This is a genomic window from Epibacterium sp. HA2-3 (assembly GCF_055693725.2).
Genome location: NZ_CM172490.1, coordinates 790,840 through 812,580, shown reverse-complemented (window position 1 = coordinate 812,580; position 21,741 = coordinate 790,840). Strand labels below are relative to the sequence as shown.

The 21,741-nt window shown below is 60.3% G+C and carries 17 protein-coding genes; 11 read left to right on the top strand and 6 right to left on the bottom strand.

What is annotated here, in order from left to right:
• Window position 1 precedes the first annotated feature (1 nt).
• Together glmS and ACZ1HH_RS03785 are read left to right on the top strand one after the other, a co-directional pair.
• Entirely contained in the window at window positions 2-1,810 is a 1,809-nt protein-coding gene (gene glmS / locus ACZ1HH_RS03790; protein ID WP_472635912.1) for a glutamine--fructose-6-phosphate transaminase (isomerizing), read from the top strand.
• Entirely contained in the window at window positions 1,807-2,484 is a 678-nt protein-coding gene (locus ACZ1HH_RS03785; RefSeq protein ID WP_472635911.1) for a DNA alkylation repair protein, read from the top strand. Before glmS ends, ACZ1HH_RS03785 begins: the two co-directional genes overlap by 4 nt.
• A gap of 26 nt (window positions 2,485-2,510) precedes the next feature.
• Here the strand turns inward: ACZ1HH_RS03785 and ACZ1HH_RS03780 are convergent, their stop codons facing one another.
• Window positions 2,511-3,101 (bottom strand): hypothetical protein, encoded by a 591-nt coding sequence (locus tag ACZ1HH_RS03780; RefSeq protein WP_416368092.1) that lies wholly within the window; start codon window positions 3,099-3,101, stop codon window positions 2,511-2,513.
• 104 nt (window positions 3,102-3,205) lie between these two features.
• On the opposite strand from ACZ1HH_RS03780, the gene moaA reads away from it, so the two are divergent.
• The 5 genes from moaA to ACZ1HH_RS03755 all read left to right on the top strand — a co-directional run bounded on the left by moaA (window position 3,206) and on the right by ACZ1HH_RS03755 (window position 7,929).
• Window positions 3,206-4,213: a GTP 3',8-cyclase MoaA gene (gene moaA / locus ACZ1HH_RS03775; protein WP_011538069.1), complete on the top strand. Its 1,008-nt coding sequence runs from the start codon at window positions 3,206-3,208 to the stop codon at window positions 4,211-4,213.
• Window positions 4,214-4,224: 11 nt separating this feature from the next.
• Window positions 4,225-5,529 (top strand): 3-deoxy-D-manno-octulosonic acid transferase, encoded by a 1,305-nt coding sequence (locus ACZ1HH_RS03770; RefSeq protein WP_487320386.1) that lies wholly within the window; start codon window positions 4,225-4,227, stop codon window positions 5,527-5,529.
• A gap of 10 nt (window positions 5,530-5,539) precedes the next feature.
• Window positions 5,540-6,613: a glycosyltransferase family 4 protein gene (locus tag ACZ1HH_RS03765; protein ID WP_472635910.1), complete on the top strand. Its 1,074-nt coding sequence runs from the start codon at window positions 5,540-5,542 to the stop codon at window positions 6,611-6,613.
• A 255-nt stretch (window positions 6,614-6,868) separates the two neighbouring features.
• The gene (locus ACZ1HH_RS03760) at window positions 6,869-7,261 is read left to right on the top strand and encodes a hypothetical protein (RefSeq protein ID WP_472635909.1); all 393 of its coding nucleotides are present in this window, start codon (window positions 6,869-6,871) and stop codon (window positions 7,259-7,261) included.
• A gap of 284 nt (window positions 7,262-7,545) precedes the next feature.
• Complete coding sequence (locus ACZ1HH_RS03755) at window positions 7,546-7,929, top strand: hypothetical protein (protein WP_472635908.1); 384 nt, start codon at window positions 7,546-7,548, stop codon at window positions 7,927-7,929.
• A 107-nt stretch (window positions 7,930-8,036) separates the two neighbouring features.
• Here ACZ1HH_RS03755 and ACZ1HH_RS03750 read toward each other — a convergent pair whose 3' ends face one another.
• From ACZ1HH_RS03750 to ACZ1HH_RS03735, 4 genes are all read right to left on the bottom strand, one after another.
• Window positions 8,037-9,200 carry a M20 aminoacylase family protein gene (locus tag ACZ1HH_RS03750; protein ID WP_011538064.1) on the bottom strand — a complete coding sequence of 388 codons (1,164 nt, stop codon included), beginning with the start codon at window positions 9,198-9,200 and terminating at the stop codon, window positions 8,037-8,039.
• An 80-nt stretch (window positions 9,201-9,280) separates the two neighbouring features.
• On the bottom strand, window positions 9,281-10,453 hold the full coding sequence (locus ACZ1HH_RS03745; protein WP_472635907.1) for a M20 aminoacylase family protein: 1,173 nt from the start codon (window positions 10,451-10,453) through the stop codon (window positions 9,281-9,283).
• 202 nt (window positions 10,454-10,655) lie between these two features.
• Window positions 10,656-11,822 (bottom strand): acetylornithine deacetylase, encoded by a 1,167-nt coding sequence (gene argE / locus ACZ1HH_RS03740; protein WP_472635906.1) that lies wholly within the window; start codon window positions 11,820-11,822, stop codon window positions 10,656-10,658.
• Between the two features lie 3 nt (window positions 11,823-11,825).
• Entirely contained in the window at window positions 11,826-13,646 is a 1,821-nt protein-coding gene (locus tag ACZ1HH_RS03735) for an ABC transporter ATP-binding protein (RefSeq protein ID WP_011538061.1), read from the bottom strand.
• A 360-nt stretch (window positions 13,647-14,006) separates the two neighbouring features.
• On the opposite strand from ACZ1HH_RS03735, the gene ACZ1HH_RS03730 reads away from it, so the two are divergent.
• From ACZ1HH_RS03730 to ACZ1HH_RS03720, 3 genes are all read left to right on the top strand, one after another.
• Window positions 14,007-15,704 carry a peptide ABC transporter substrate-binding protein gene (locus tag ACZ1HH_RS03730; RefSeq protein ID WP_011538060.1) on the top strand — a complete coding sequence of 566 codons (1,698 nt, stop codon included), beginning with the start codon at window positions 14,007-14,009 and terminating at the stop codon, window positions 15,702-15,704.
• Between the two features lie 196 nt (window positions 15,705-15,900).
• Window positions 15,901-16,908, top strand: a complete 1,008-nt coding sequence (locus ACZ1HH_RS03725; protein WP_011538059.1) for an ABC transporter permease — start codon at window positions 15,901-15,903, stop codon at window positions 16,906-16,908.
• On the top strand, window positions 16,901-17,893 hold the full coding sequence (locus tag ACZ1HH_RS03720; RefSeq protein WP_011538058.1) for an ABC transporter permease: 993 nt from the start codon (window positions 16,901-16,903) through the stop codon (window positions 17,891-17,893). Before ACZ1HH_RS03725 ends, ACZ1HH_RS03720 begins: the two co-directional genes overlap by 8 nt.
• Before the next feature lie 88 nt (window positions 17,894-17,981).
• On the opposite strand, the gene ACZ1HH_RS03715 is transcribed toward ACZ1HH_RS03720, so the two are convergent.
• Window positions 17,982-19,262: a DUF3422 family protein gene (locus tag ACZ1HH_RS03715; protein WP_472635905.1), complete on the bottom strand. Its 1,281-nt coding sequence runs from the start codon at window positions 19,260-19,262 to the stop codon at window positions 17,982-17,984.
• Window positions 19,263-19,581: 319 nt separating this feature from the next.
• On the opposite strand from ACZ1HH_RS03715, the gene ACZ1HH_RS03710 reads away from it, so the two are divergent.
• Complete coding sequence (locus tag ACZ1HH_RS03710) at window positions 19,582-21,711, top strand: malate synthase G (RefSeq protein ID WP_472635904.1); 2,130 nt, start codon at window positions 19,582-19,584, stop codon at window positions 21,709-21,711.
• Window positions 21,712-21,741 lie beyond the last annotated feature (30 nt).

Here is a 21,741-nt window from a genome sequence, read left to right as displayed (position 1 = left end):
CATGTGTGGAATTATCGGAGTTCTGGGCAACCATGAAGTCTCGCCCATTCTGGTCGAAGCGCTGAAACGGCTGGAATATCGCGGATATGACAGTGCAGGCATTGCCACGGTGAACGGCGGGCATCTGGACCGGCGCCGCGCGGTGGGCAAGCTGGTGAACCTTTCGGATACTTTGGTGCATGATCCGCTGCCCGGCAAATCCGGCATTGGGCACACCCGCTGGGCCACCCACGGCGCGCCGACGGTCTCCAACGCGCATCCGCATCAGGCGGGCTGCGTCGCAGTGGTGCACAACGGGATCATCGAGAACTTCAAGGAATTGCGCGACGAACTGGCGGCTCATGGCATCCGCTTTGTGACCGAAACCGACACAGAAACCGTGGCGCTCTTGTGCGAGTTCTACATGCGCGACGGCACCTCTGCCGCAGAGGCGGCACGCAAGACCGTGGCCCGACTGGAAGGGGCCTTTGCGCTGGCGTTCTTGTTTGATGGCGAAGAGGACCTTCTGATTGCTGCCCGCAAGGGATCGCCCCTGGCCGTAGGCCATGGCGAGGGCGAAATGTATGTCGGTTCCGACGCGATTGCGCTGGCGCCGCTGACGGATCAGATCACCTACCTCGAAGAAGGGGATTTTGTGGTCCTGACGCGCAACAGCCATGAAATCCGGGACGCCAAGGGCAACATCGCCAACCGCGAAAAACGCCAGATCAAACTGGAGAACACCCGCGTCGAAAAAGATGGCCACAAGCATTTCATGGCCAAGGAAATCGCCGAACAGCCCGTCGCCGTTGACAAGGCGCTGAAGGCTTATCTGGACGACAGCTGCGCAATTGAGCTGCCAGAAGGGCTGGATTTCAAAAAGATCGAGCGGCTTTCGCTCGTGGCCTGCGGCACTGCCTACTACGCGTGTCTGGTGGCGAAATACTGGCTGGAAACGATCGCTCGCCTGCCCGTTGAGGTCGATGTGGCCTCGGAATTTCGCTACCGCGAGCCCCCCGTCGGCCCCGGCACGCTGGCGCTCTTTGTCAGCCAGTCGGGCGAAACCGCGGACACTCTGGCAGCGCTGCGCTACATGCGAGGGAAGGCCGATGTGATCGCCGGGTTGGTGAATGTGCCCGAAAGCTCGATCGCGCGTGAAAGCGATGTGGTGCTGCCCATCCACGCCGGCCCGGAAATCTCCGTAGCATCGACCAAAGCCTTTACCTGTCAGTTGACGGTGCTTTTGATGCTCGCGCTCAAGGCAGCACAGGATCGCGGACAGAAGCTGCCCACAGGCATGCCCGCTGACTTGCGTGCCCTGCCCGGCCTGATCCATCAGTCGCTGGCCTCTGAGGCGCAGATCGCTGCTGCCTCACGCGATCTGGCCGGCGCACGCGACATCATTTTCCTCGGGCGCGGCGCCCTCTACCCGCTGGCTCTTGAGGGGGCGCTCAAACTCAAGGAGCTGAGCTATATCCACGCCGAAGGTTATGCCTCGGGCGAGCTGAAACACGGACCCATCGCGCTCATTGATGACAGCGTGCCAGTTATTGTCATGGCACCGCGCGATGCGCTCTTTGAAAAAACCATCTCCAATATGCAGGAGGTGATGGCGCGTGGTGGTCGGGTTATTCTCGTCACTGATGCCGAAGGCGCGCGCGAGGCCTCCGAGGGCACCGCAGAGGTCATTACCATGCCGCAGGTACCCGACGCACTGGCCCCGATCCTCTATGCGATCCCGGCACAGCAGATCGCCTATTTCACCGCCATTGCCAAAGGCACCGATGTGGACCAGCCGCGCAACCTGGCCAAATCCGTGACCGTCGAATGACGCTCGACGACGCACTGGAGGCGCTTCGGGCCGAGATTGAGCCTGGACGCGCAGAGCAGATGATTGCCTACCACAAACAGAGCCGCGAGGTTCTGGGCGTGGGCAATGAAGTGCTGAACACGCTGTCGCGCGACTGGCGCGCCGCGCTTGATCTGAACGCGCGCGTCGATCTTGCGGCAGAGCTTTGGGCCAGCGACATCTTTGAAGCGCGGATTTTGGCAGCCAAATTGCTGACGCAGGCCCGAATCAAGCCGGATGCACCCGCCTGGGATCTGTTGCAAAGCTGGGTGCCCGACTTTGACAGCTGGGCGATTGCGGATCATGCCGCCTCGGCGATCTCAAAACGTCTCGTTGCTGATCCAGCGCGGCTCGACACCGTGGAAGACTGGACAACCTCTGAGCACATGTGGACCCGCCGTGCGGCGCTTGTGTCCACCCTGCCCTGGGCCAAGTTTGCCAACCCCAAACCTGAACAGCTCGCCGCGCGCGAGCGCATTCTGGGATGGGCTGCAGGATATGTGCCGGATCGCGACTGGTTTATCCAAAAAGCGATTGGCTGGTGGCTGCGGGATCTTTCAAAGCATGACGCCGAACGCAGCAAGGATTTCTTGGCCGAGCATGGTGACGGCATGAAAGCCTTTGCCCGCAAAGAAGCCGCGAAATACCTAAGATGACAAATCACGAGGTGGGCGGCGCGGTGCTAGACCGGGCCCACCCGCAATTCAACAAGCTCTGTGAGCGGCAGGCCCAGCGCGCGCATACCGTCGATTGAAAGACGGCTGCCCTGGCCCGCAGAGCCAGAAATGGGTTCCAGCGTCACCACTACGGATTTGCCATTCGGCGCAGTCAGGCGCGCGTTGCGCCGCGAGGACACCAGTGGCGTTTCCATCCAAAGCCCGTCACGCCCGGGATCGCCCAGACCTGCAACGGTGGTTTTCTGCCCGACAAAGGACTGTGCCGAAGCCACAACCGGTGCAGGCGTGCTGCTTTGCGTCGGCGCAACAGGTTGCGGCGCGACCTCCCGAACGGGCTGCGTATCAAGCGCCGCTGTTGTGACCTCCTGACGATCCGACGGAGAGGTCCATGTCCCGCCCGAAGTCGTCAACTCCTGCGTCTCGACCTCTGGCGGTGCATCGGGCGAAACCGGCTGCGCCGGTTCGATCCGAACGCCGGAGCCAGAGCCCTGCAAAACCTGAGAACTCAGATGCACACCGCCCAGAGCGTTGCACGCGGAAACACCACCGGCAGCCAGCGCGGCAAGGGTCAGATATTTGAATGCACGTCTTGTCATGGCGAGACCCTAGCCCGACCTCATGGGGGATGCCAGCCACAAAGCTGGATTTGCTTCATAAGCTCCTATTGTCCTGAGCGATTTCCCGCCTTACCTATAGTTTTATGACAGCACCTTTGATTGATCCCTTCGCGCGCGCGATCACCTATCTTCGGGTCTCGGTTACGGACCGTTGCGATTTTCGCTGCGTTTACTGCATGTCCGAGAACATGACCTTCCTGCCGAAGAAGGAGCTTTTGACGCTCGAGGAGCTCGATCGCATGTGTTCCACCTTCGTGCGACTGGGCGTTGAAAAACTGCGTATCACCGGAGGAGAGCCTCTGGTGCGCCGTGACATCATGACGTTTTTCCGCTCGATGACGCGGCATCTGGACAGCGGCGCACTCAAGGAACTGACGCTGACAACCAATGGCTCGCAGCTCGAAAAACATGCACAGGCGCTCTATGACGCCGGGGTGCGGCGGGTGAATGTGTCACTGGACACGCTCGACGAGAAGAAATTCGCAGACGTCACCCGCTGGGGCCGCCTGCCGCAAGTGCTGCGCGGGATCGATGCGGCGCAGGCCGCGGGCCTCAAAATCAAAATCAACGCGGTTGCGCTCAAGGGCTTTAACGAGGACGAGCTGTTCTCCATGACCCAGTGGTGCGCAGATCGCGGCATCGACCTCACCTGGATCGAAGTCATGCCGATGGGCGACATCGGAAACGAGAGCCGTCTGGGCCAATACTGGTCCCTCAAAGACGTGCGCAAAGCCTACGAGAGCGGTTATCAGGTCACCGACCTAGCGGAACGCACAGGCGGGCCTGCGCGCTATGTGCGGCTTGAGGAAACCGGCCAAAAGATCGGTTTTATCACGCCCCTCAGCCATAATTTCTGCGAAAGCTGCAACCGCGTGCGCCTCACCTGCACAGGGGAGCTTTATATGTGCCTTGGCCAAGAGGACATGGCTGATCTGCGCGCGCCGCTGCGCGATCATCCCGACACCGAGGCGCCCCTCGAAGAAGCCATTCGCGCGGCCATCAACCTCAAGCCCAAAGGGCATGATTTTGACTACTCCCGTCAGACCGTCGACGGCCAGATGCCGCGCCACATGAGCCACACCGGCGGGTAAGGCTCCAGACGATGACCGATCCATCGCAGGTCGCCCCGACCCTGCTCTATCACCTCTATCGCGGTGCCAGCACGCTCTTGGCGCCGCTGATGTGGTCCAAAGTTGCAGGCAAGCTGCGCGCGCATGGGGTTGCGGAAGAACGGGTTCGTGAACGCCTCGGGCACGCGACCCTGCCGCGCCCTAAGGGCCGACTGATCTGGTTTCATGCCGCCTCTGTCGGCGAGAGCCTGTCGGTCCTCACGCTGATCAAACGTCTGGGCACCATGGCGCCGGATCTGGAATTCCTGATCACCTCGGGCACACCCACATCTGCCGATCTGGTCGCAAAACGCCTGCCTCCCCGCACCCGCCACCAGTTTCCGCCTCTGGACACCAGAGCCGCGGTGACGCGATTTCTGAACCATTGGCAGCCGGACCTCGGGGTCTTTGTCGAAAGCGAGCTTTGGCCGCAAATGCTGGTGCGCGCGCGCGATGCGGGCGTCCCATTGGTGCTTCTCAATGCGCGTCTTTCGCCCAAATCGGTCGCCAGCTGGAAGAAACGGCACGCCACCGCGCGGTTTCTACTGGATCAGTTTGCGCTGATGCTCACCCAGAACAGCCAGACGGCGGTCAACCTCAAGGCCATTGGTGCAGACCCCGCACGCCTGCGCGCTGGCAGCAACCTTAAGGCGCTCTCGGAGCCACTGCCGGTGGATCAGGCCATCCTGGAGGACGTCCGGGACGCAATCGGTGCGCGACCGGTCTGGGTCGCTTCCTCCACCCATGAGGGCGAGGAGGAAGTCGTGTTAGAGGCGCATAAAGCGCTCTTGGTGGATCATCCGGATCTGCTGCTCTTGCTCGCGCCACGCCACCCACACCGGGGCGATCAAATCGAAGCGATGATTGCCGAGGCAGGCCTCACTTCCATTCGGCGCAGTCGGGACGCCCTGCCCCGCACCTCGACACAGGTGTATCTTGCGGACACATTGGGCGAAGTGGGCATCTGGTACAGCCTGTGCCCACGGGTCTTCCTTGGCGGTTCTCTCCGCGAAATCGGAGGGCACAACCCCTTTGAGGTGATGCAGGCAGGAGGCGCGGTGCTGACTGGGCCCGGGGCCTATAATTTTGCCGAATCCTTTGCGGAGCTGATCGAGCTAGGCGCGGCCCATGAAGTTCAGGATGCCAGCTCGCTTGCCGACGCAGTCAGGACTTGGCTCGACGCGCCGCATACCCTAGACACGGCGCGCGCGCGGGCACGCGATTTTCTGGCCCGCCAATCCGACCAGATGGATGACACTGTGACGGCGCTGCTCGACTTGCTGCCGTCCCCCACATAAAGGGCGCCTGATGAGCCAGATCGACCTCAACCAGATCGACGTGATCGCGCCGAACTTTAAGAAACGCTATTCTGGTGTGACGTCTACCGTGATCCGGCTTGTGCCCATCCAGGCACGCGAGATCGCCATCTGCGCCGCTGCACCGGACTTGCCCGCCGAGGTGCCACAGGTCAAACCCGGCGCGCTCTGGACCATGGCGCGCAACGGGCCATCCGGGGCGCGGGTCTGGCACGCCCGACGCAACAATGAAATGGTGGCTGGGCTTTTGCTCAAATACCTTTTGGGGAAGCGGCTGAAACTCCTGTTCACCTCGGCTGCGCAACGCCGACACACGGGGTTTACCCGCTGGCTGATCCGGCGCATGGACGCGGTGATTGCCACCTCTTCGAGGTCTGCAAGCTATCTGGAACGCGATGCAACCGTCATCCGACACGGTATCGACTGCGACCTGTTCCAACCGGTCGCAGATCGCGCCGCCTTGCGACGCGCGCTCGATCTTCCCGAGGACGGGCTGCTGGTCGGTTGTTTTGGGCGTATCCGCCCGCAAAAAGGCAATGATCTTTTTGTTAAAGCGATGATCGCTGCCTGCCGCGCCAATCCAGAGGTGCGTGGCCTGATGATGGGGCGGGCGACAGCGGACAACGCAGAGTTCCTGCAGGGCCTCAAGGATGAGGTGGCTGCGGCGAGCCTCTCGGATCGCATCCTGTTCCGCGATGAGGTGGCTGTCGAAGATGTGCCGCGCCATTTCCAGGCGCTTGATCTCTATGTTGCACCACAACGCTGGGAAGGCTTTGGGCTCACACCGCTTGAGGCAATGTCCTGCGGCGTGCCCGCAGTTGCCACCCGCGTCGGGGCTTTTGAAGAGTTGGTCATTCCGGGCGAGACCGGCACGCTCTGCGACATAGAGGATCTCGACAAGATCACGGCTGATGTCATTGCTCTGCTCTCGGATCGAGACCGGTTGAATGAGATGGCCACAGTGGCACGTGAGCATGTGGCCGGGACTTTCCGCCTCGAAGGCGAGGTAGCTGCTATCATCGCGATCTATCGCAAGCTGCTCGGCCAAAACGGCGCGGGCGCCTAACCCCTGCGGTCGCTCCTGCGCAAGCGCAAACATTCACCATATTGAAATATGCAAATGCGCCCCACGCGCTCAACTATGTTGACGGGATCCGCCCCCACACCATAGATTTCAATAAATGACATATATTTTCGATTTTTCCCCGAATATGGGGGGGGGTGATATTTGAAATACTTACCTACGCGATAAGTCCCTCGAGCCACCGATGGATTCGCACTTTTGAAGAATTCGAATTCTTCATGTCGTTAGGAGGTAAATATGTACAAACCCTTTGCGCTTACTGCTGCCATGATGGCAACCGTCTTTGGCTTCTCCACCCCCACCCATGCAGGAAACCCCGTAAAGGTGTCGTCAGAGACGCCCCGGGTCCTGCGCATTTCCAAGGGTATTTGCGAAACATCCCGGCAGGATATGATCGGCTGGGCGCGCAGGATAGAAGGCGTTGGATCCTATGCTGTGCCCCGCTATCCGGCAGGCCAGCAGGTGAAATGCGACGGCTCAGACTCGGTTCTGCCGATTGGATATTCCTGGGGTTTTGACACGCAAGCAGAGGCAGACGCTGCTGCGATGGCAGCCTGCACTGCACGGCTACCAAGTGGGTTTGACAGATGCGTGGTGATTGGCCAGAGCTTCGATCAGACTTCCCGCTAGCCACTTTGGTGCCGAAGGTGATCCCAATGTGACCAGGGGGTGGGGATTCGCGCGCCCTTGTGCAATCCCCTGCCAAGCATTCGGCGCAAAATCGCCGTGAAGGCTTTAGGATATCTATCTGATATTCATACACAAAGCAGAAAAAGCCCGCATCACAAAAACCGAATATCATAAAATTTTCGGAACATTTTCCGGGTTTGAGAGTAATCTAAGTGCGCGGCGCGTATCGTTGCCGCAACTTTGTATCAGTCGTCATGCCCAGCATGATGGAGGAGGTTTTTAAAATGTTGAAGAAAGTTACACTTACCGTCATCGCCCTTGGCTCTGTTCTTGCGATCTCTGCTCCGGCCTTCGCCCAATCGGCCAATCCCTTGGTGGACAAGGATCTGCGCTTGTTGCGACTTGATGCACGTGTATGCGACAGCTCCAAACAGGCCATGGTGAATTGGGCCGCAAAGATTGATGGCCACGGATCCTATGCTGTGCCGGCCTACCCGGTCGGGGTCGACGTAGACTGCGGCTCCTCCTCGAATGTTCTTCCGATCGGTCAGTCCTTCGGCTTTAGCGATCAGAAGGCCGCAGATATTGCGGCATTGAACCAGTGTCAGGCGACGCTCCCAAGTGGATTTGATCGCTGCGTGATCATTGGCCAGAGCTACAAAAAATAGTCTGCTGATCCTTACGAGAGTGCGGCTGGGAAGGTGAGACAAAAGCCCAAGCGGTTGCACAAAAAAGGGGGCCGAAGTGGCCCCCTTCTTCACTTTGATGATACGGATCAGGCTGCGGGCATGCGCTGCTCGACGATCTCCGCCCACCAGCTGCAGCCTGCGGGAATCGCATCATCGGTGAAGTTATACTTGGGGTGATGCACGGCGGCGGTGTCCCCATTGCCGACGAGAATATAGGCACCGGGACGCTCTTCGAGCATGAAGGCAAAGTCTTCTCCCCCCATCACCAGCGGTGCTTCATCGCACTGCCCGGAAATGTCACGCGCCACTTTGGCGGCAAACTCGGTCTGCTCGTCATGGTTCACCATCACCGGATAGCCACGGTGGTAAGTCACATCGGCTTCACCGCCAAAGGTCGCTGCGATGCCCGCGCAGATTTCCTTGATACGTTTTTCAGCAAGATCCCGCATCTCGGGCGCCATGGTGCGCACGGTGCCTTTGATCTGAACGCGCTCAGGAATCACGTTGAACGCCTTGGAGGAGGTCTCAAAAGAGGTCACAGAGACCACGATCTGATGCACGGGATCGGCGTTGCGGGCAGCGATGGTTTGCAGCGCAAGCACCGCCTGCGATGCCATCACGGTCGAATCGATGGTTTCCTGCGGCTTAGCGGCATGGCCGCCCTTGCCGGTAAAGGTGATGTCGAACTGATCGGTCGCCGCAAAGAAGGCTCCGGAACGGATTGCAAAGCTGCCAACCGGGCGACCCGGCCAATTGTGCATGCCATAGACTTCCTGGATGCCCCAGCGCTCCATCATGCCATCATCGCACATTTCCTTGCCGCCGCCGCCGCCTTCTTCGGCAGGCTGGAAGATCACCACAACGGTGCCGTCGAAGTTCCGCGTCTCGGAGAGATATTTCGCCGCGCCCAAAAGCATGGCGGTATGACCGTCATGACCACAGGCGTGCATCGCGTTTGCGGTCTTGGAGGCATACTCCAACCCGGTTTCTTCGTGGATCGGCAGCGCGTCCATATCGGCCCGCAGACCGATGACCTTGCCTGATGCGGAGGATTTACCCTTGATGACGCCCACAACGCCGGTGCGGCCAATGCCCGTGACCACTTCGTCGCAGCCGAACGCCTTGAGTTTTTCCTCCACCAGCGCGCTGGTGCGATGGGTTTCGAACAGGATTTCGGGGTTTTCGTGCAGGTCACGTCGCCACGCAGTAATTTCGGGCAGCAACTCAGCAAAGCGGTTCTTGACGGGCATAGGTCTTTCTCCTTGTCTTTCGGATGGTCACACCCGGCACGGGGAGCGGCCGGGTGCACAGGGGCTGCAACGCAGCGCCCTTATGATGAGCTGGCGGGCATGCGGCGTTCACAAAGCTCGACAAACCAGCTGCACCCAAGCGGGATGGCGCTGTCGTCGAACTGATAGGCCGGGTGATGACACATGGCCGTGTCGCCATTGCCCAAGAAGATATAGGCGCCGGGGCGCGCTTCAAGCATGTAGGCGAAATCCTCTGACGGCATGATGGGCGCCGCATCAGGGTCGACTTTCTCGGCAACTGCTCTGGCGGCCTCCACCGCATATTCAACCTCTTGGGCGGTGTTTTCCGTGACCGGATAACCCGGGGTCCATTTGACCGTGGCATTCGCCCCGAAAGCCGAGGCGGTATCTTCGGCCACGCGGCGCACGCGCTCTTCTGCCAAGGCGCGGTTTTCGGAGTCGAGCGTGCGTACGGTGCCTTTGAGCTTGGCGCGATGGGCGATCACATTCGACGCGGTGCTGTCGGTTTCAAATGTGCCGACGGTCAGCACCACACGATGAATGGGATCGATGTTGCGCGATACGATAGAGTGCAGCGAGACCACGATCTGCGAGGCCACCAGCGTGGTGTCGATCGCGTCATGCGGTGCTGCGGCGTGGCCGCCCTTGCCGGTCACTTCGATTTCGAACTCGTCCGAAGAGGCCAAGAGCCCGCCAACACGGGTCGCGATATGGCCCACTGGCAGGCCGGGCATATTGTGTAACCCGTAAACCTCCTGGACGCCCCAACGATCCATCACCCCATCGTCGACCATGGCCTTGCCTCCTGCCCCACCTTCCTCTGCGGGTTGGAACAGCAGAACCACCGTGCCATCAAAGTTGCGCGTCTCGGAGAGGTATTTTGCAGCGCCCAAGAGGATGGCGGTGTGGCCGTCATGACCACAGGCATGCATTTTGCCGGGCGTCTTGGACGCATAATCCAGACCTGTTTCCTCGTGGATCGGCAGTGCATCCATGTCGGCACGCAGGGCGATCACCTTGCCCGATGCGGTGCTCTTGCCCTTGATGACGCCGACAACACCGGTCTTGCCGATACCGGGCACCACCTCGTCACAGCCAAAGGCATTGAGGCGCTCCTCAACCAGTCCGGCGGTGCGATGCACGTCATACATCAACTCGGGATGTTCGTGAAAATCATGACGCCAAGCGGTGATTTCGGGCTGCATCTCGGCAAAGCGATTCCGAACGGGCATGAGCTCTCTCCTTAACGTGTTAGCGAAATGAGTGCCGCATGGGGGGCCGGAACGCAAGGGCTGTTGCACAAGTGAACCAACAGGTGCCATGCCCCATGCACATGCCTGCGCAACGGGCGAACGGTAGCGCACGACAATCGAAAGCGCGCGGCATGCGCCGCGCGGATCGAGGCCTGCGGGACATGCGCGGTATCAGGGAGCCTTATGCAGAGAGACGCGAAAGCAGATCTTGCATGAACTTTGTACCGGCCTCAAATTGCGCAACGGTGATAAACTCATCCGCCTGATGCGCTTGTGCGATGTCACCGGGGCCGCAGACCACTGCGGAGTAGCCCGCAACCTGATAGTGACCGGCCTCGGTGCCATAGCTCACCACATGGCGGGCGTTGTCACCGGTGAGCGCACGCACCAATGTTTCTGCGGCACCATCGGTCTCCGGCACGAGCCCCGGCACGCTAAAGACTTTTTCAAGCGTGATCCCTGCTTCTGGGCGCACCCTCTGCATCTCGGCCTCGATGCGGGCGATTTCCGCCTCATATGCCGCCTGCCAATCGGCAAGGCTCTCACCCGGGACGACCCGGAAATCCATCCAGAAATTACAGTCCCCTGCCGTGATGTTATGCGCGGTCCCACCCGATATTTTGCCCACATGCACCGTGGTCCAGGGCGGCGTGAACATGGCCGCGACCTCGGTCTGGGGCCTTGCGCGGTTTTCGGCGTTGCGATGGTTGGCCCAGTCGACAATGCGCGCCGCCTCCATCACGGCGCTCACACCTTCATGCATCAGCGAGCTGTGAACCTCAAAGCCGCGCACATGAGTCGCCATCGCAAAGGCGCCCTTGTGACCCGTCACCGCCTTGAGCATCGACGGCTCGCCCACGATGACCGCCTCGGCCTTGGGCAGATATTTCTGCATTTCCTCGATCAGGGGCGGCGCGCCGGTGCAGCCAATTTCCTCGTCAAAGGTGAAGGCCAACTGAAGCGGGCGCTGCAGATCGGTGTAGTTCCCCTCGACCAGCGCCCAGAGCGCCAGCGCGTCAAACCCCTTCATATCCGCGCAGCCACGGCCAAAATACTTGCCGTCCCGCTCCACCACCTCAAATGGGTCAGAGCTCCAGTCCTGTCCCTCGACGGGCACAACATCGGTGTGCCCCGACAGCACGACTCCGCCTTCGACCTTCGGGCCAACATGAGCATAGAGCCCGGCTTTTTCGGGCTGTTCGGGATCGATCCAGACATGATGCTCGATCCCATGCGCGCTCAGATACTCCGACGTCCACTCAATGAGCGGCAGATTGGTTTCGCTGCTCACGGTCGGAAAGGAGACCAGACGTATCATGATCTCCAGCGGTGAAAGCCGTTGGGTCATGGATCAATAGCCAGAATCGGTGGTCAGCACAAAGTGCCCCGGCTCCACTTCCATGTATTGCGAGGGCTCTGCCTGATAGTTCATGTCGTGGATCGGCGATGGGATCGGTTTGAAGTTCAGATCCTTTTCGCTCTTGCGCTGGTTGGGGTCGGCAATCGGAACCGCCTTCATCAGCGCCTGCGTATAGGGGTGCGCCGGGTTTTCGAACACACGCGCACGCGGGCCAATTTCGACCAGACGCCCCAGATACATCACGCCGACCTGATGGCTCACCCGTTCGACTACGGCCATATCGTGACTGATGAACAGGAAGGAGAGGCCCAGATCGGCCTGCAGTTCCATCATCAGGTTCAAGACCTGCGCCTGCACTGACACATCGAGCGCGGAGACGGCCTCATCCGCAACGATCAGTTTCGGGTTGAGCGCCAGCGCACGGGCAATCGCGATCCGCTGGCGCTGACCACCGGACATCTCGTGCGGGAAGCGGCGCATGAAGCTGCGCGGCAGGTGGACCCGATCAAAGAGCGATGCGACCCGGTCCTGAATTTCGGACCCGGAGGCGATATTGTAGTTCTTCATCGGCTCCGCGACCTGATCCATCAGCTGCATCTGCGGATTGAGCGAGGCGAAGGGGTCCTGGAAAATCATCTGCATATCAAGGCGCGCCTTGTGCAGTTCTTTCTGGTTGAGGCCAATCACATCGCGCCCCTCAAACTCTACCTTGCCCGAAGTCGGTTCCACCAGTCTCAGGATCGACCGGCCACAGGTTGATTTCCCGCAGCCCGATTCGCCCACGAGGCTCAGGGTCTGACCCTTGAAGACCTTGAAGGACACATCCTCAACCGCGTGGACCTGCGCCACGGTTCGGCGCAGAAGCCCACCTTTGACAGGGAAACGGGTGACGAGGTTTTCGACGTTCAGCAGCACCTCATCGGTACCGGTGATCGGCTTGATCTCGGCCTGCTCGACGCCCATGAGCTTCATGGGTTCGGGGTAATCCTTGCCGCGCATCTCGCCAAGCTTGGGAACCGCCGCCAGCAATGCCTTGGTATAGTCATGCTGCGGGTTCTCGAAAATCTCGTGGACGGTGCCCTCTTCGACCTTGTTGCCGCGGAACATGACAACCACCCGGTCGGCCATCTGCGCCACAACAGCCATGTCGTGCGTGATAAACATGACCGCAGTGCCGGTTTCACGCTTCAAGCGGTCCATCAGGGCGAGGATCTCGGCCTGAATGGTCACATCGAGCGCGGTTGTGGGTTCATCCGCGATGAGCAGACGCGGCTCGCACGCCATCGCCATCGCGATCACCACCCGCTGGCGCATCCCGCCAGACAGTTCGTGCGGATATTGCTTCATGCGGCGCTCGGCCTCGGGGATGCGGACCTCGCGCAGAATCTCGATGGCCCGGGCCTCTGCCTGTTTTTTGTCCATCCCCTTGTGGATTCGCAGACCTTCCGTGAGCTGGCGGCCCACTGTGAAGACCGGATTGAGCGCGGTCATCGGTTCCTGGAAAATCATTCCGATCTGATTTCCGCGAATCTGCTTCATCAAATCGGTCTCGGCCTGAGCAAGGTCGATCGCCTCGCCATCGCCGGGATTGAACATCAATTCTCCGCCCGCGATGGTGCCGCCACCGTATTCCACGAGGCGCATCAAAGACAGGGACGAGACAGATTTGCCCGATCCGGACTCCCCAACGATGCACAAAGTTTCACCAGCAGTCACGTCAAACGAAACATTCTCAACCCCGACCACCGGGCCGTCCTTGGTTTCGAATTCGACCCGAAGGCCTTTGATCTGTGCAATGGGCTGGTCCAGCATCCGCGTATCCTGTCTGTATTGACGCACCTTGGCGGTGCCTGTTGGGGCGCGATCTAAGCCGATGCAGCGCTGACCGTCAAACCCCAGTGACGTTTTCCTGTCGGGCAGGTCTTGCATTTCGTCAAAACTCTGTGTTCGATACCCTCAGTGAACGCCAAAGGCGACAGGGGGTTATGAAAACAGGTCCGGCTCAACCGGGTCCGACTTAACGCAGATTTTCTGCGAGATTTCCTGACATCCAGATGTCCGAGGTGGACGCAAGACCCAGATCGTCTTCAGGCGATCGCGGGCTGCACAGATCAAAAAACGTGCAGTCCTAAACAACAATAACACTATGTCGGTTCCGACAAGGAGAGTGTAATGACATTGAAATCCCTTCTGCTGGGTGCTGTGGCAACTGCCGCTGTCGCCCCTGCGGCTTTTGCCGAGCGTGGCTCGGACGGCCAGGTCAACATTATTTATTGGCAGGCTCCGTCCATCATGAACCCGTTCCTGTCCGGCGGCACCAAGGACGTCGAAGCGGCCTCGCTCGTGATCGAGCCTCTGGCGCGCTACAACTCCTCCGGCGAGATGGTTCCGTGGCTGGTCGAAGAAGTCCCCACCGTTGAAAACGGCGGCGTGAGCGAAGACCTGACCCAGATCACCTGGAAACTGAAGCCGGGCATCAAGTGGTCCGATGGTTCCGACCTTACGTCTGCGGACGTGAAGTTCACATATGAGTACTGCACCCACCCCGAGGGCGGCTGCGCACAGGTCACCAAGTTCGAAGGCGTTACCTCTGTCGAGACCCCCGACGACTCCACTGTGGTCGTGACCTTCGATAAAGCGACCCCCTTCCCCTATGGCCCCTTCGTCGGCGGTGAAAGCCCGATCATTCAGGCCGCACAGTTCGCTGAGTGCCTTGGTGCCAAAGCACCTGAGTGTACCGAAGCCAACTTCAACCCGATCGGCACCGGCCCGTTTGTGGTCGACGAGTTCAAGCCGAACGACGTGATCACCCTCTCCGCGAACCCGAACTACCGTGACCCGGCCAAGCCCGCGTTCGCGAAGGTTCTGTTCAAAGGTGGCGGCGATGCAACCGCAGCCGGTCGCGCCGTGATGGAAACCGGCGAATTCGACTACGCATGGAACCTCCAGCTGGCCCCCGATGTCATCGCGCAGATGGAAGCAGGCGGCAAAGGCCAAGCGGTTGCAGGCTTTGGTCCGCTCCTCGAGCGCATCATGCTCAACAACACCAACCCCTCCGCGGATCTCTCCCCGGAAGAGCGTTCGGTGATCCGTCCACACCCGTTCCTGTCCGATCCGGCGGTTTACAAAGCCATGTCCATGGCAATCGACCGTCCGCTTCTGGTGGAAATCGGCTATGGCAAAGCAGGTCGCGTGTCCTGCTCCTGGGTTCCGGCCCCCGAAGCCTTTGCGATCAGCCCCGAAGGCTGTGAGACTCAGGACATCGCCGGTGCAAACGCCATGCTCGACGCAGCAGGTATCGTTGACACCGATGGTGACGGCATCCGCGAAAAAGACGGTGTTCCGCTGAAGATCCTGTACCAGACCTCGACCAACGCCGTCCGTCAGGACTTCCAGGCGCTGATCAAACAGTGGTGGAGCGAGATCGGCATCGAAACCGAACTGCGTAACATCAACTCCTCCGTGTTCTTCGGCGGCGACCCGGGCTCCCCGGACACCTTCCAGAAGTTCTACGCAGACGTTGAAATGTACGCCAACACCTTCAACGGCACTGACCCGCAGTCCTACTTCGGCAACGGTCTGTGCGACAAAGCCCCGACTCCGGCCTCCCAGTGGCAGGGTGAGAACATCTCCCGCTTCTGTGACGAAGAGTTCGACGCGCTGCACGCAGAGCTTTCGCAAACCGCCGACATGGCAAAACGGATCGAGATCGGTCAGCAGCTCAACACCATCATCTTTGAGCGTGGTGGGATGATCCCGCTGGTCCACCGTGGCCGTCTGTCCGCACACTCCAACACCCTTGGTGGTGTCGACCTGAACGTGTGGGACAGCGAGCTGTGGAACGCAGCTGACTGGTACCGCTCCGAATAAGCGTCCGTCCGCACTCTTGAGGGCCCCGGCTTCACCGCCGGGGCCCACTGGTATTCGCGTTACCCAACTCTGAGAGGTTCAGCATTGTTGTTACGCTGGACTTGGCTTAAGAGACCCGCCATCACGCGACACCCGCCCGACAAGGGTAAGGCAAACGCGGACCTGTCGACAACCCATTTGCAAAGGCGCCCGGCTGATGCTGACTTTTACCATCCGACGGCTGATCATAGCAGTGCCGACACTGCTGTTCATCAGTCTCGTGATCTTCCTGCTGCTGGAACTCGCCCCCGGCGATCCCATGGCACAGGTTCCCCTGACCGTCCCCCCCGAAGTGAAAGAGAAGATGCGCCTGGCCCTCGGCCTTGGCGAGCCCGTCCATATCCGGTTCTGGAAATGGCTGGTGCAGTTCTTCTGGATCGAACCTCAGGTTCTGATCGACCATATCTTTGGCACATCCTTTTCCGCAGGCGATCTGCGTGTCATCTCCTGGCAGACCCGGTCTCCGGTGATGGACATCGTGGTGCAGCGCTTGCCGCAGACCCTCTGGGTTGTGGGCACCGCCTATATCGTGGCCATCCTGATCGCCCTGCCCATCGGCATCTACTCTGCCTACCGCCAGTACAGCTGGTTCGACCAGATGGGGACATTTGTCTCCATGGTTGGCTTCTCGGTGCCGCCGTTCTTCTCTGGTGTTCTGGTCATCGTGATCTTCTCGGTTCAGCTTGGCTGGTTCCCGTCGATCTATGACACCACGCTCGAGGTCAACAGCTGGGAAACCTTCGTGAAACAGCTCCAGCAGATGGTGATGCCGGTGATGGTACTGGCACTTCAGATCACCGCACAGCTCAGCCGGTTCATGCGCGCCTCCATGCTCGACAACCTTAACCAGGACTACGTGCGCACCGCGCGCGCCAAGGGCCTGGGCGAGTATACGGTTGTCATGGTGCATGTGCTTCGGAACTCCATGATCCCGGTTGTCACCGTGATCGCCCTGGGCATCCCGTCGATCTTTGGCGGCGCCATCATCACCGAACAGGTGTTCAAGGTGAACGGGATTGGCCAGTTGCTGATCGGCGCCATCCAGGCCAACGACCTGCCCATGGTGCAGACGCTTACCTTCATCTTTGCCGTGCTCATCGTGCTGTTCAACCTGATCGCCGATGTGCTCTACGGCATTCTCGACCCGAGGATCCGCTATGACTGACGCTGCGAAAGAAAAGACCCTGCAGCACTCCAGCGTGCAGGACGAACTCGCCACACCCGCCCGCAGCCAGTGGCGCGAGATCTGGGTTCAGTTCAAATCGCACCGAGGCGCATTGTTCGGGGGCTGCCTGTTCCTGTTCATCGTGCTGGGCGTGGTGGTTGGTCCGTTCATCTATTGGAACGACGCCAAGTTCGTGCCCACGGGCCGTGACTTCATCACGTTGCGGGACATGCGTCCAATCTATCACGCGCTGTGGGACCCCTCGGCCAAAATGGACTGGGCCTATCCGCTCGGGACCGACAACCTTGGCCGTGACACGCTGGCGCGTCTGATGTTTGGCGGTCGTGTGTCGCTTGCCGTGGGCATGGCGGCGATGATCCTCGCGCTGATCCTCGGCAGCCTGATCGGGGTGCTGGCGGGCTACTTCAAAAAGCTCGACGGCCTCCTGATGCGGATGACTGATCTGTTTCTCGCCCTGCCCCTCTTGCCGATGATCCTCGTCGCAGCGGTGTTGTTTCGCGAGAGCCTGTCGAAAACCATCGGCCCGGAAGGCGGCATCTTTGTACTGATCGTCTGTCTAATCGGGATCACCTCCTGGATGCCGACCGCACGGATCGTGCGCGGCGACGTGCTGGCGATCAAGGAACGCGAGTTCGTGCTGGCGGCCCGTTCCATCGGGACCAAGCCCGGCAATATCATCTCGCGTCACATCCTGCCGAACGTGCTCTCGCCCATCATGGTGTCGGCCACCTTGGGGATCGCCACCGCGATCATCACCGAATCGGCGCTGTCCTTCCTGGGCTTTGGGTTCCCGCCGGACTTCCCGACCTGGGGCCGCCTGCTGAATGACGCCGTCGACCGGATGACCCTCTTCCCCGAGCGCGTGCTTTGGCCCGGTATTCTGATCTCGCTGACGGTTCTGTCGGTGAACTATCTGGGTGACGGTCTGCGCGACGCGCTGGACCCACGCATCCGGGGCCGCTGAGGCACCCAACATCAAAAGAAAGGCCGCCCGTCAAGGCGGCCTTTTGCGTTTCTGCACCCTTTGCTCGGCTTCCGGCCCTCGCGCCCGGTCAGTGCAGGCTATTGCGAATGCGCCGGACCGCCAGAAACACCGCGCCAATCACCAGAGGCGTCAGAATTGCCGTCAGGATCCCCTTGCTGAGACCGAGCATCGTGCCCAGAGGATAAAGCGCATAGCCCGCGAGCGAGACGGCATAGTAGCTGATCGCCACCACCGAGAGCCCCTCAACCGTGTGCTGCAGCCGCAGTTGCAGATCCGCGCGGCGGTCCATACTCTCCAGCAGGGCCGAGTTCTGCGCGGAGCGCTCGACATCCACCCGCGTGCGCAACAGCTCCCCGGCACGCCGGGCCCGGTCAGCCAGCACCTCGAGACGTTTCTCTGTCGACTCCACCGTGCGCATGGCGGGTTCGAACCGGCGCAGCATGAACTCCGTCATTGTCTGAAAGCCGACAAAACGCTCTTCGCGCAACAGCGAAATCCGTTGATTGACGAGCGCCGCATAGGCTCCGGTCGCCCCAAAACGAAAGGCCGATTGCGCCGCCATGGCCTCCAGTTCTGCGGAGATGGTCAGGAGCTGGCTCAAGGTCTGCTCGGCGGGCACTTCGCCACGGGTCATTTCCCGCATCATCTCCGAGAGCGAGACATCCATGGCACTGATGGTCGGCGTCAGGCCACGGGCCCGCGAAAACCCCAGCATGGACATCGCCCGATAGGTCTCGATCTCGCAAAGCCGCTGCACCACACGACCGACCCGCTGCGGGCCGGTTTCCTCGTTCACGAACAGGGCAAAGCGGATATGCCCGGCGGGGTCGATGCGAAAGTCCCCTGCCACCACCGCATTGTCATCCAGCACCGACGCCATCGCGAGGCTTTCAGGGACAAACCAGTCCCGCACGCGCGCTTTGATCTGCTCCGCATCAGGACGCGCAACCACGCGAATCAAAGCCGACGTGATCCGCTGTCCCGGTGCCTTGGCCAGCCAATCCGACGGAAACAGATCAAAATCCTGCGGATCAAAGGCGCGATCACTCACCCCATCACCATAAAGCGTATAAGAAACAAACTCTGTGTGTTGCTCCCATTTCAACGTGTAACGTCCGAGCTGGGCCGTGTGATGGGTGGCACCTGGTTGCGGATGAGCTGCGCCGTGACGGTCCAGCAGATCCTTCAGATGCTGCAGATCCGCCATGCGGTCGCGATGCACCGCCTCGCTGGGTTGTTTCACCGCAAGATAGGCCACCGTGCCGGGCACGGAAATGGTGGGAAACGGGCGCGCGTGCAGCTCGTTGGCGAGCTGATAGCGCAGGGGGTGATCTTCTATCGCGGCCATAGGAACCTTCCTACAAGAGTTTCCAGACCGTAGCGAAAACACCCCCCTTGTGTAAAGTTTTACTTCCCAATCAATGCGTTAGCTGGATGCAACGGTATACAAATCCAGATTTGCCCTGGGCCATTGTTCCAAGCGGCAATCTGCGACCTCGCCCCGCATCAATGCGCAGTTCTCCTGCTCAGCGTTGCGAAAATCTACAGCACTTTCTTGAAAAACAAACAGATGCGTTTGCATTTCCAGAGAGCACGATTTGTTGCCGATCGGAAACTTATCGCCTATCTAATTGCATGCAATCGTGCACCATCAGAAGGAGAGAACAATGAGCCGGATTGAACGCAATGGACTTCAGGTCGCCTCCGAACTGGTGGCTTTTGTCGAGGATCAGGCGCTGCCGGGCACCGGCGTCAGCAAGGAGGCCTTCTGGGCCGGGCTTGCGGGGCTGGTCGAGGGTATGGGCGATGAAAACCGCGCCCTTCTTGCCAAACGTGCAGACATTCAGGGAAAGATCGACGCCTGGCATCTGGAACACCGTGGCCAGCCGCATGATGCCGCAGCCTACAAGGACTTTTTGACCGAGATTGGCTATTTGATGCCGGAGGGACCGGATTTTGAGGTGGAAACCCAGAATGTTGACCCCGAGATCGCGCATGTGCCTGGGCCGCAGCTGGTGGTTCCGATCACCAACGCCCGCTTTGCGCTCAATGCAGCGAACGCCCGCTGGGGCAGTCTCTATGACGCGCTCTATGGCACCGATGCCATGGGCGATCTTCCGAGCGGTTCGGGTTACGATGCGGAGCGTGGGGCAAGGGTGATCGCATGGGGACGTCAATTCCTCGATGAGACTTTCCCGCTTGCGGCGGGCTCCTGGTCCGATGTGGCAGCGCTTCAGGTGCAGGATGGCGCCCTCGCGCCCGCACTCAAGGACGCAACCCAGTTTGCAGGCTACGCTGGCGACGCGACCAGTCCGCGCCGCATCCTGCTGAAAAACAACGGCCTGCACGCGATCCTCGAGATCGACGCAAGCGGCAACATCGGCAAAGGCGATGCCGCCAACATCAACGACATCACGCTTGAATCGGCGCTCTCGACCATCATGGACTGCGAGGATTCGGTCGCCTGTGTGGATGCCGACGACAAGGTTAGCGCCTATGCCAACTGGCTCGGCCTGATGAAACGCGACCTCGCCGAAGAGGTCAGCAAGGGCGGCAAGACCTTTACCCGTGTATTGAATGACGACCTGTCCTACACCACCCCCACCGGCGAGGCTTCGACGCTCAAGGGGCGTTCTCTCCTGTTGGTGCGCAATGTCGGCCACCTGATGACAAACCCGGCCATCCTGGACACTGCGGGCCGCGAGGCGGGCGAAGGCCTGATGGATGCGATGATCACCGTCATGGTGGCCATGCATGACCTCAAATCCGAAGGCGGCAACTCGCTGCATGGGTCGGTCTATGTGGTGAAACCTAAGATGCACGGTCCCGAAGAGGTCGCCTTTGCGGTAAAAATATTTGATCACGTCGAAGACGCACTGGGCCTGCCGCGCAACACGGTCAAGATCGGCATCATGGACGAGGAACGCCGCACCTCGGCCAACCTCAAGGAATGCATCCGTGCCGCAAAATCGCGGGTGGCCTTCATCAACACCGGGTTCCTCGATCGCACCGGAGATGAGATCCACACCTCGATGGAAGCGGGCGCAATGCTGCCCAAGGGCGAGATGAAGTCGACCGCGTGGATTGCCTCTTATGAGGATCGCAACGTCGATATCGGGCTGGCCTGTGGTCTGCAGGGGCGTGCCCAGATCGGCAAGGGCATGTGGGCGATGCCTGACCGTATGGGCGAGATGCTGGACGCAAAGATCGGCCACCCGAAATCCGGCGCAACCTGCGCCTGGGTGCCCTCGCCGACCGCTGCGACCCTGCATGCCACCCATTATCACAAGGTGGATGTCCTGAGCCGCCAGAACGAGCTCAAGGCCGAGGGCGCGCGGGGCACATTGGATGATCTGCTCACGATCCCGGTAATGGCAGGCCAGAACCTCTCGGACGAGGCCATTACGCGCGAAATCGAGAACAACGCTCAAGGCATTCTCGGATATGTGGTGCGCTGGGTAGATCAGGGTGTGGGCTGCTCCAAAGTGCCAGACATCAATGATGTGGGGCTGATGGAAGACCGGGCGACCTGCCGGATCTCCAGTCAGGCCTTGGCGAACTGGCTGCATCATGGCGTTGTCTCCGAACAGCAAGTTATGGCCGCGATGCAGAAAATGGCCGCCGTTGTGGATGGCCAAAACGCTGCCGATCCTTCTTATCGCCCGATGGCTCCCGGGTTCGACGGCATCGCCTTTCAGGCCGCCTGCGATCTGGTGTTCAAGGGCCGCATTCAGCCCTCCGGCTATACGGAGCCGGTGCTGCATGCCCGCCGTCTGGAACTGAAGGCTCAGGGCTAACAGCCCTTGATACAATGTCTCAGCCCGAAG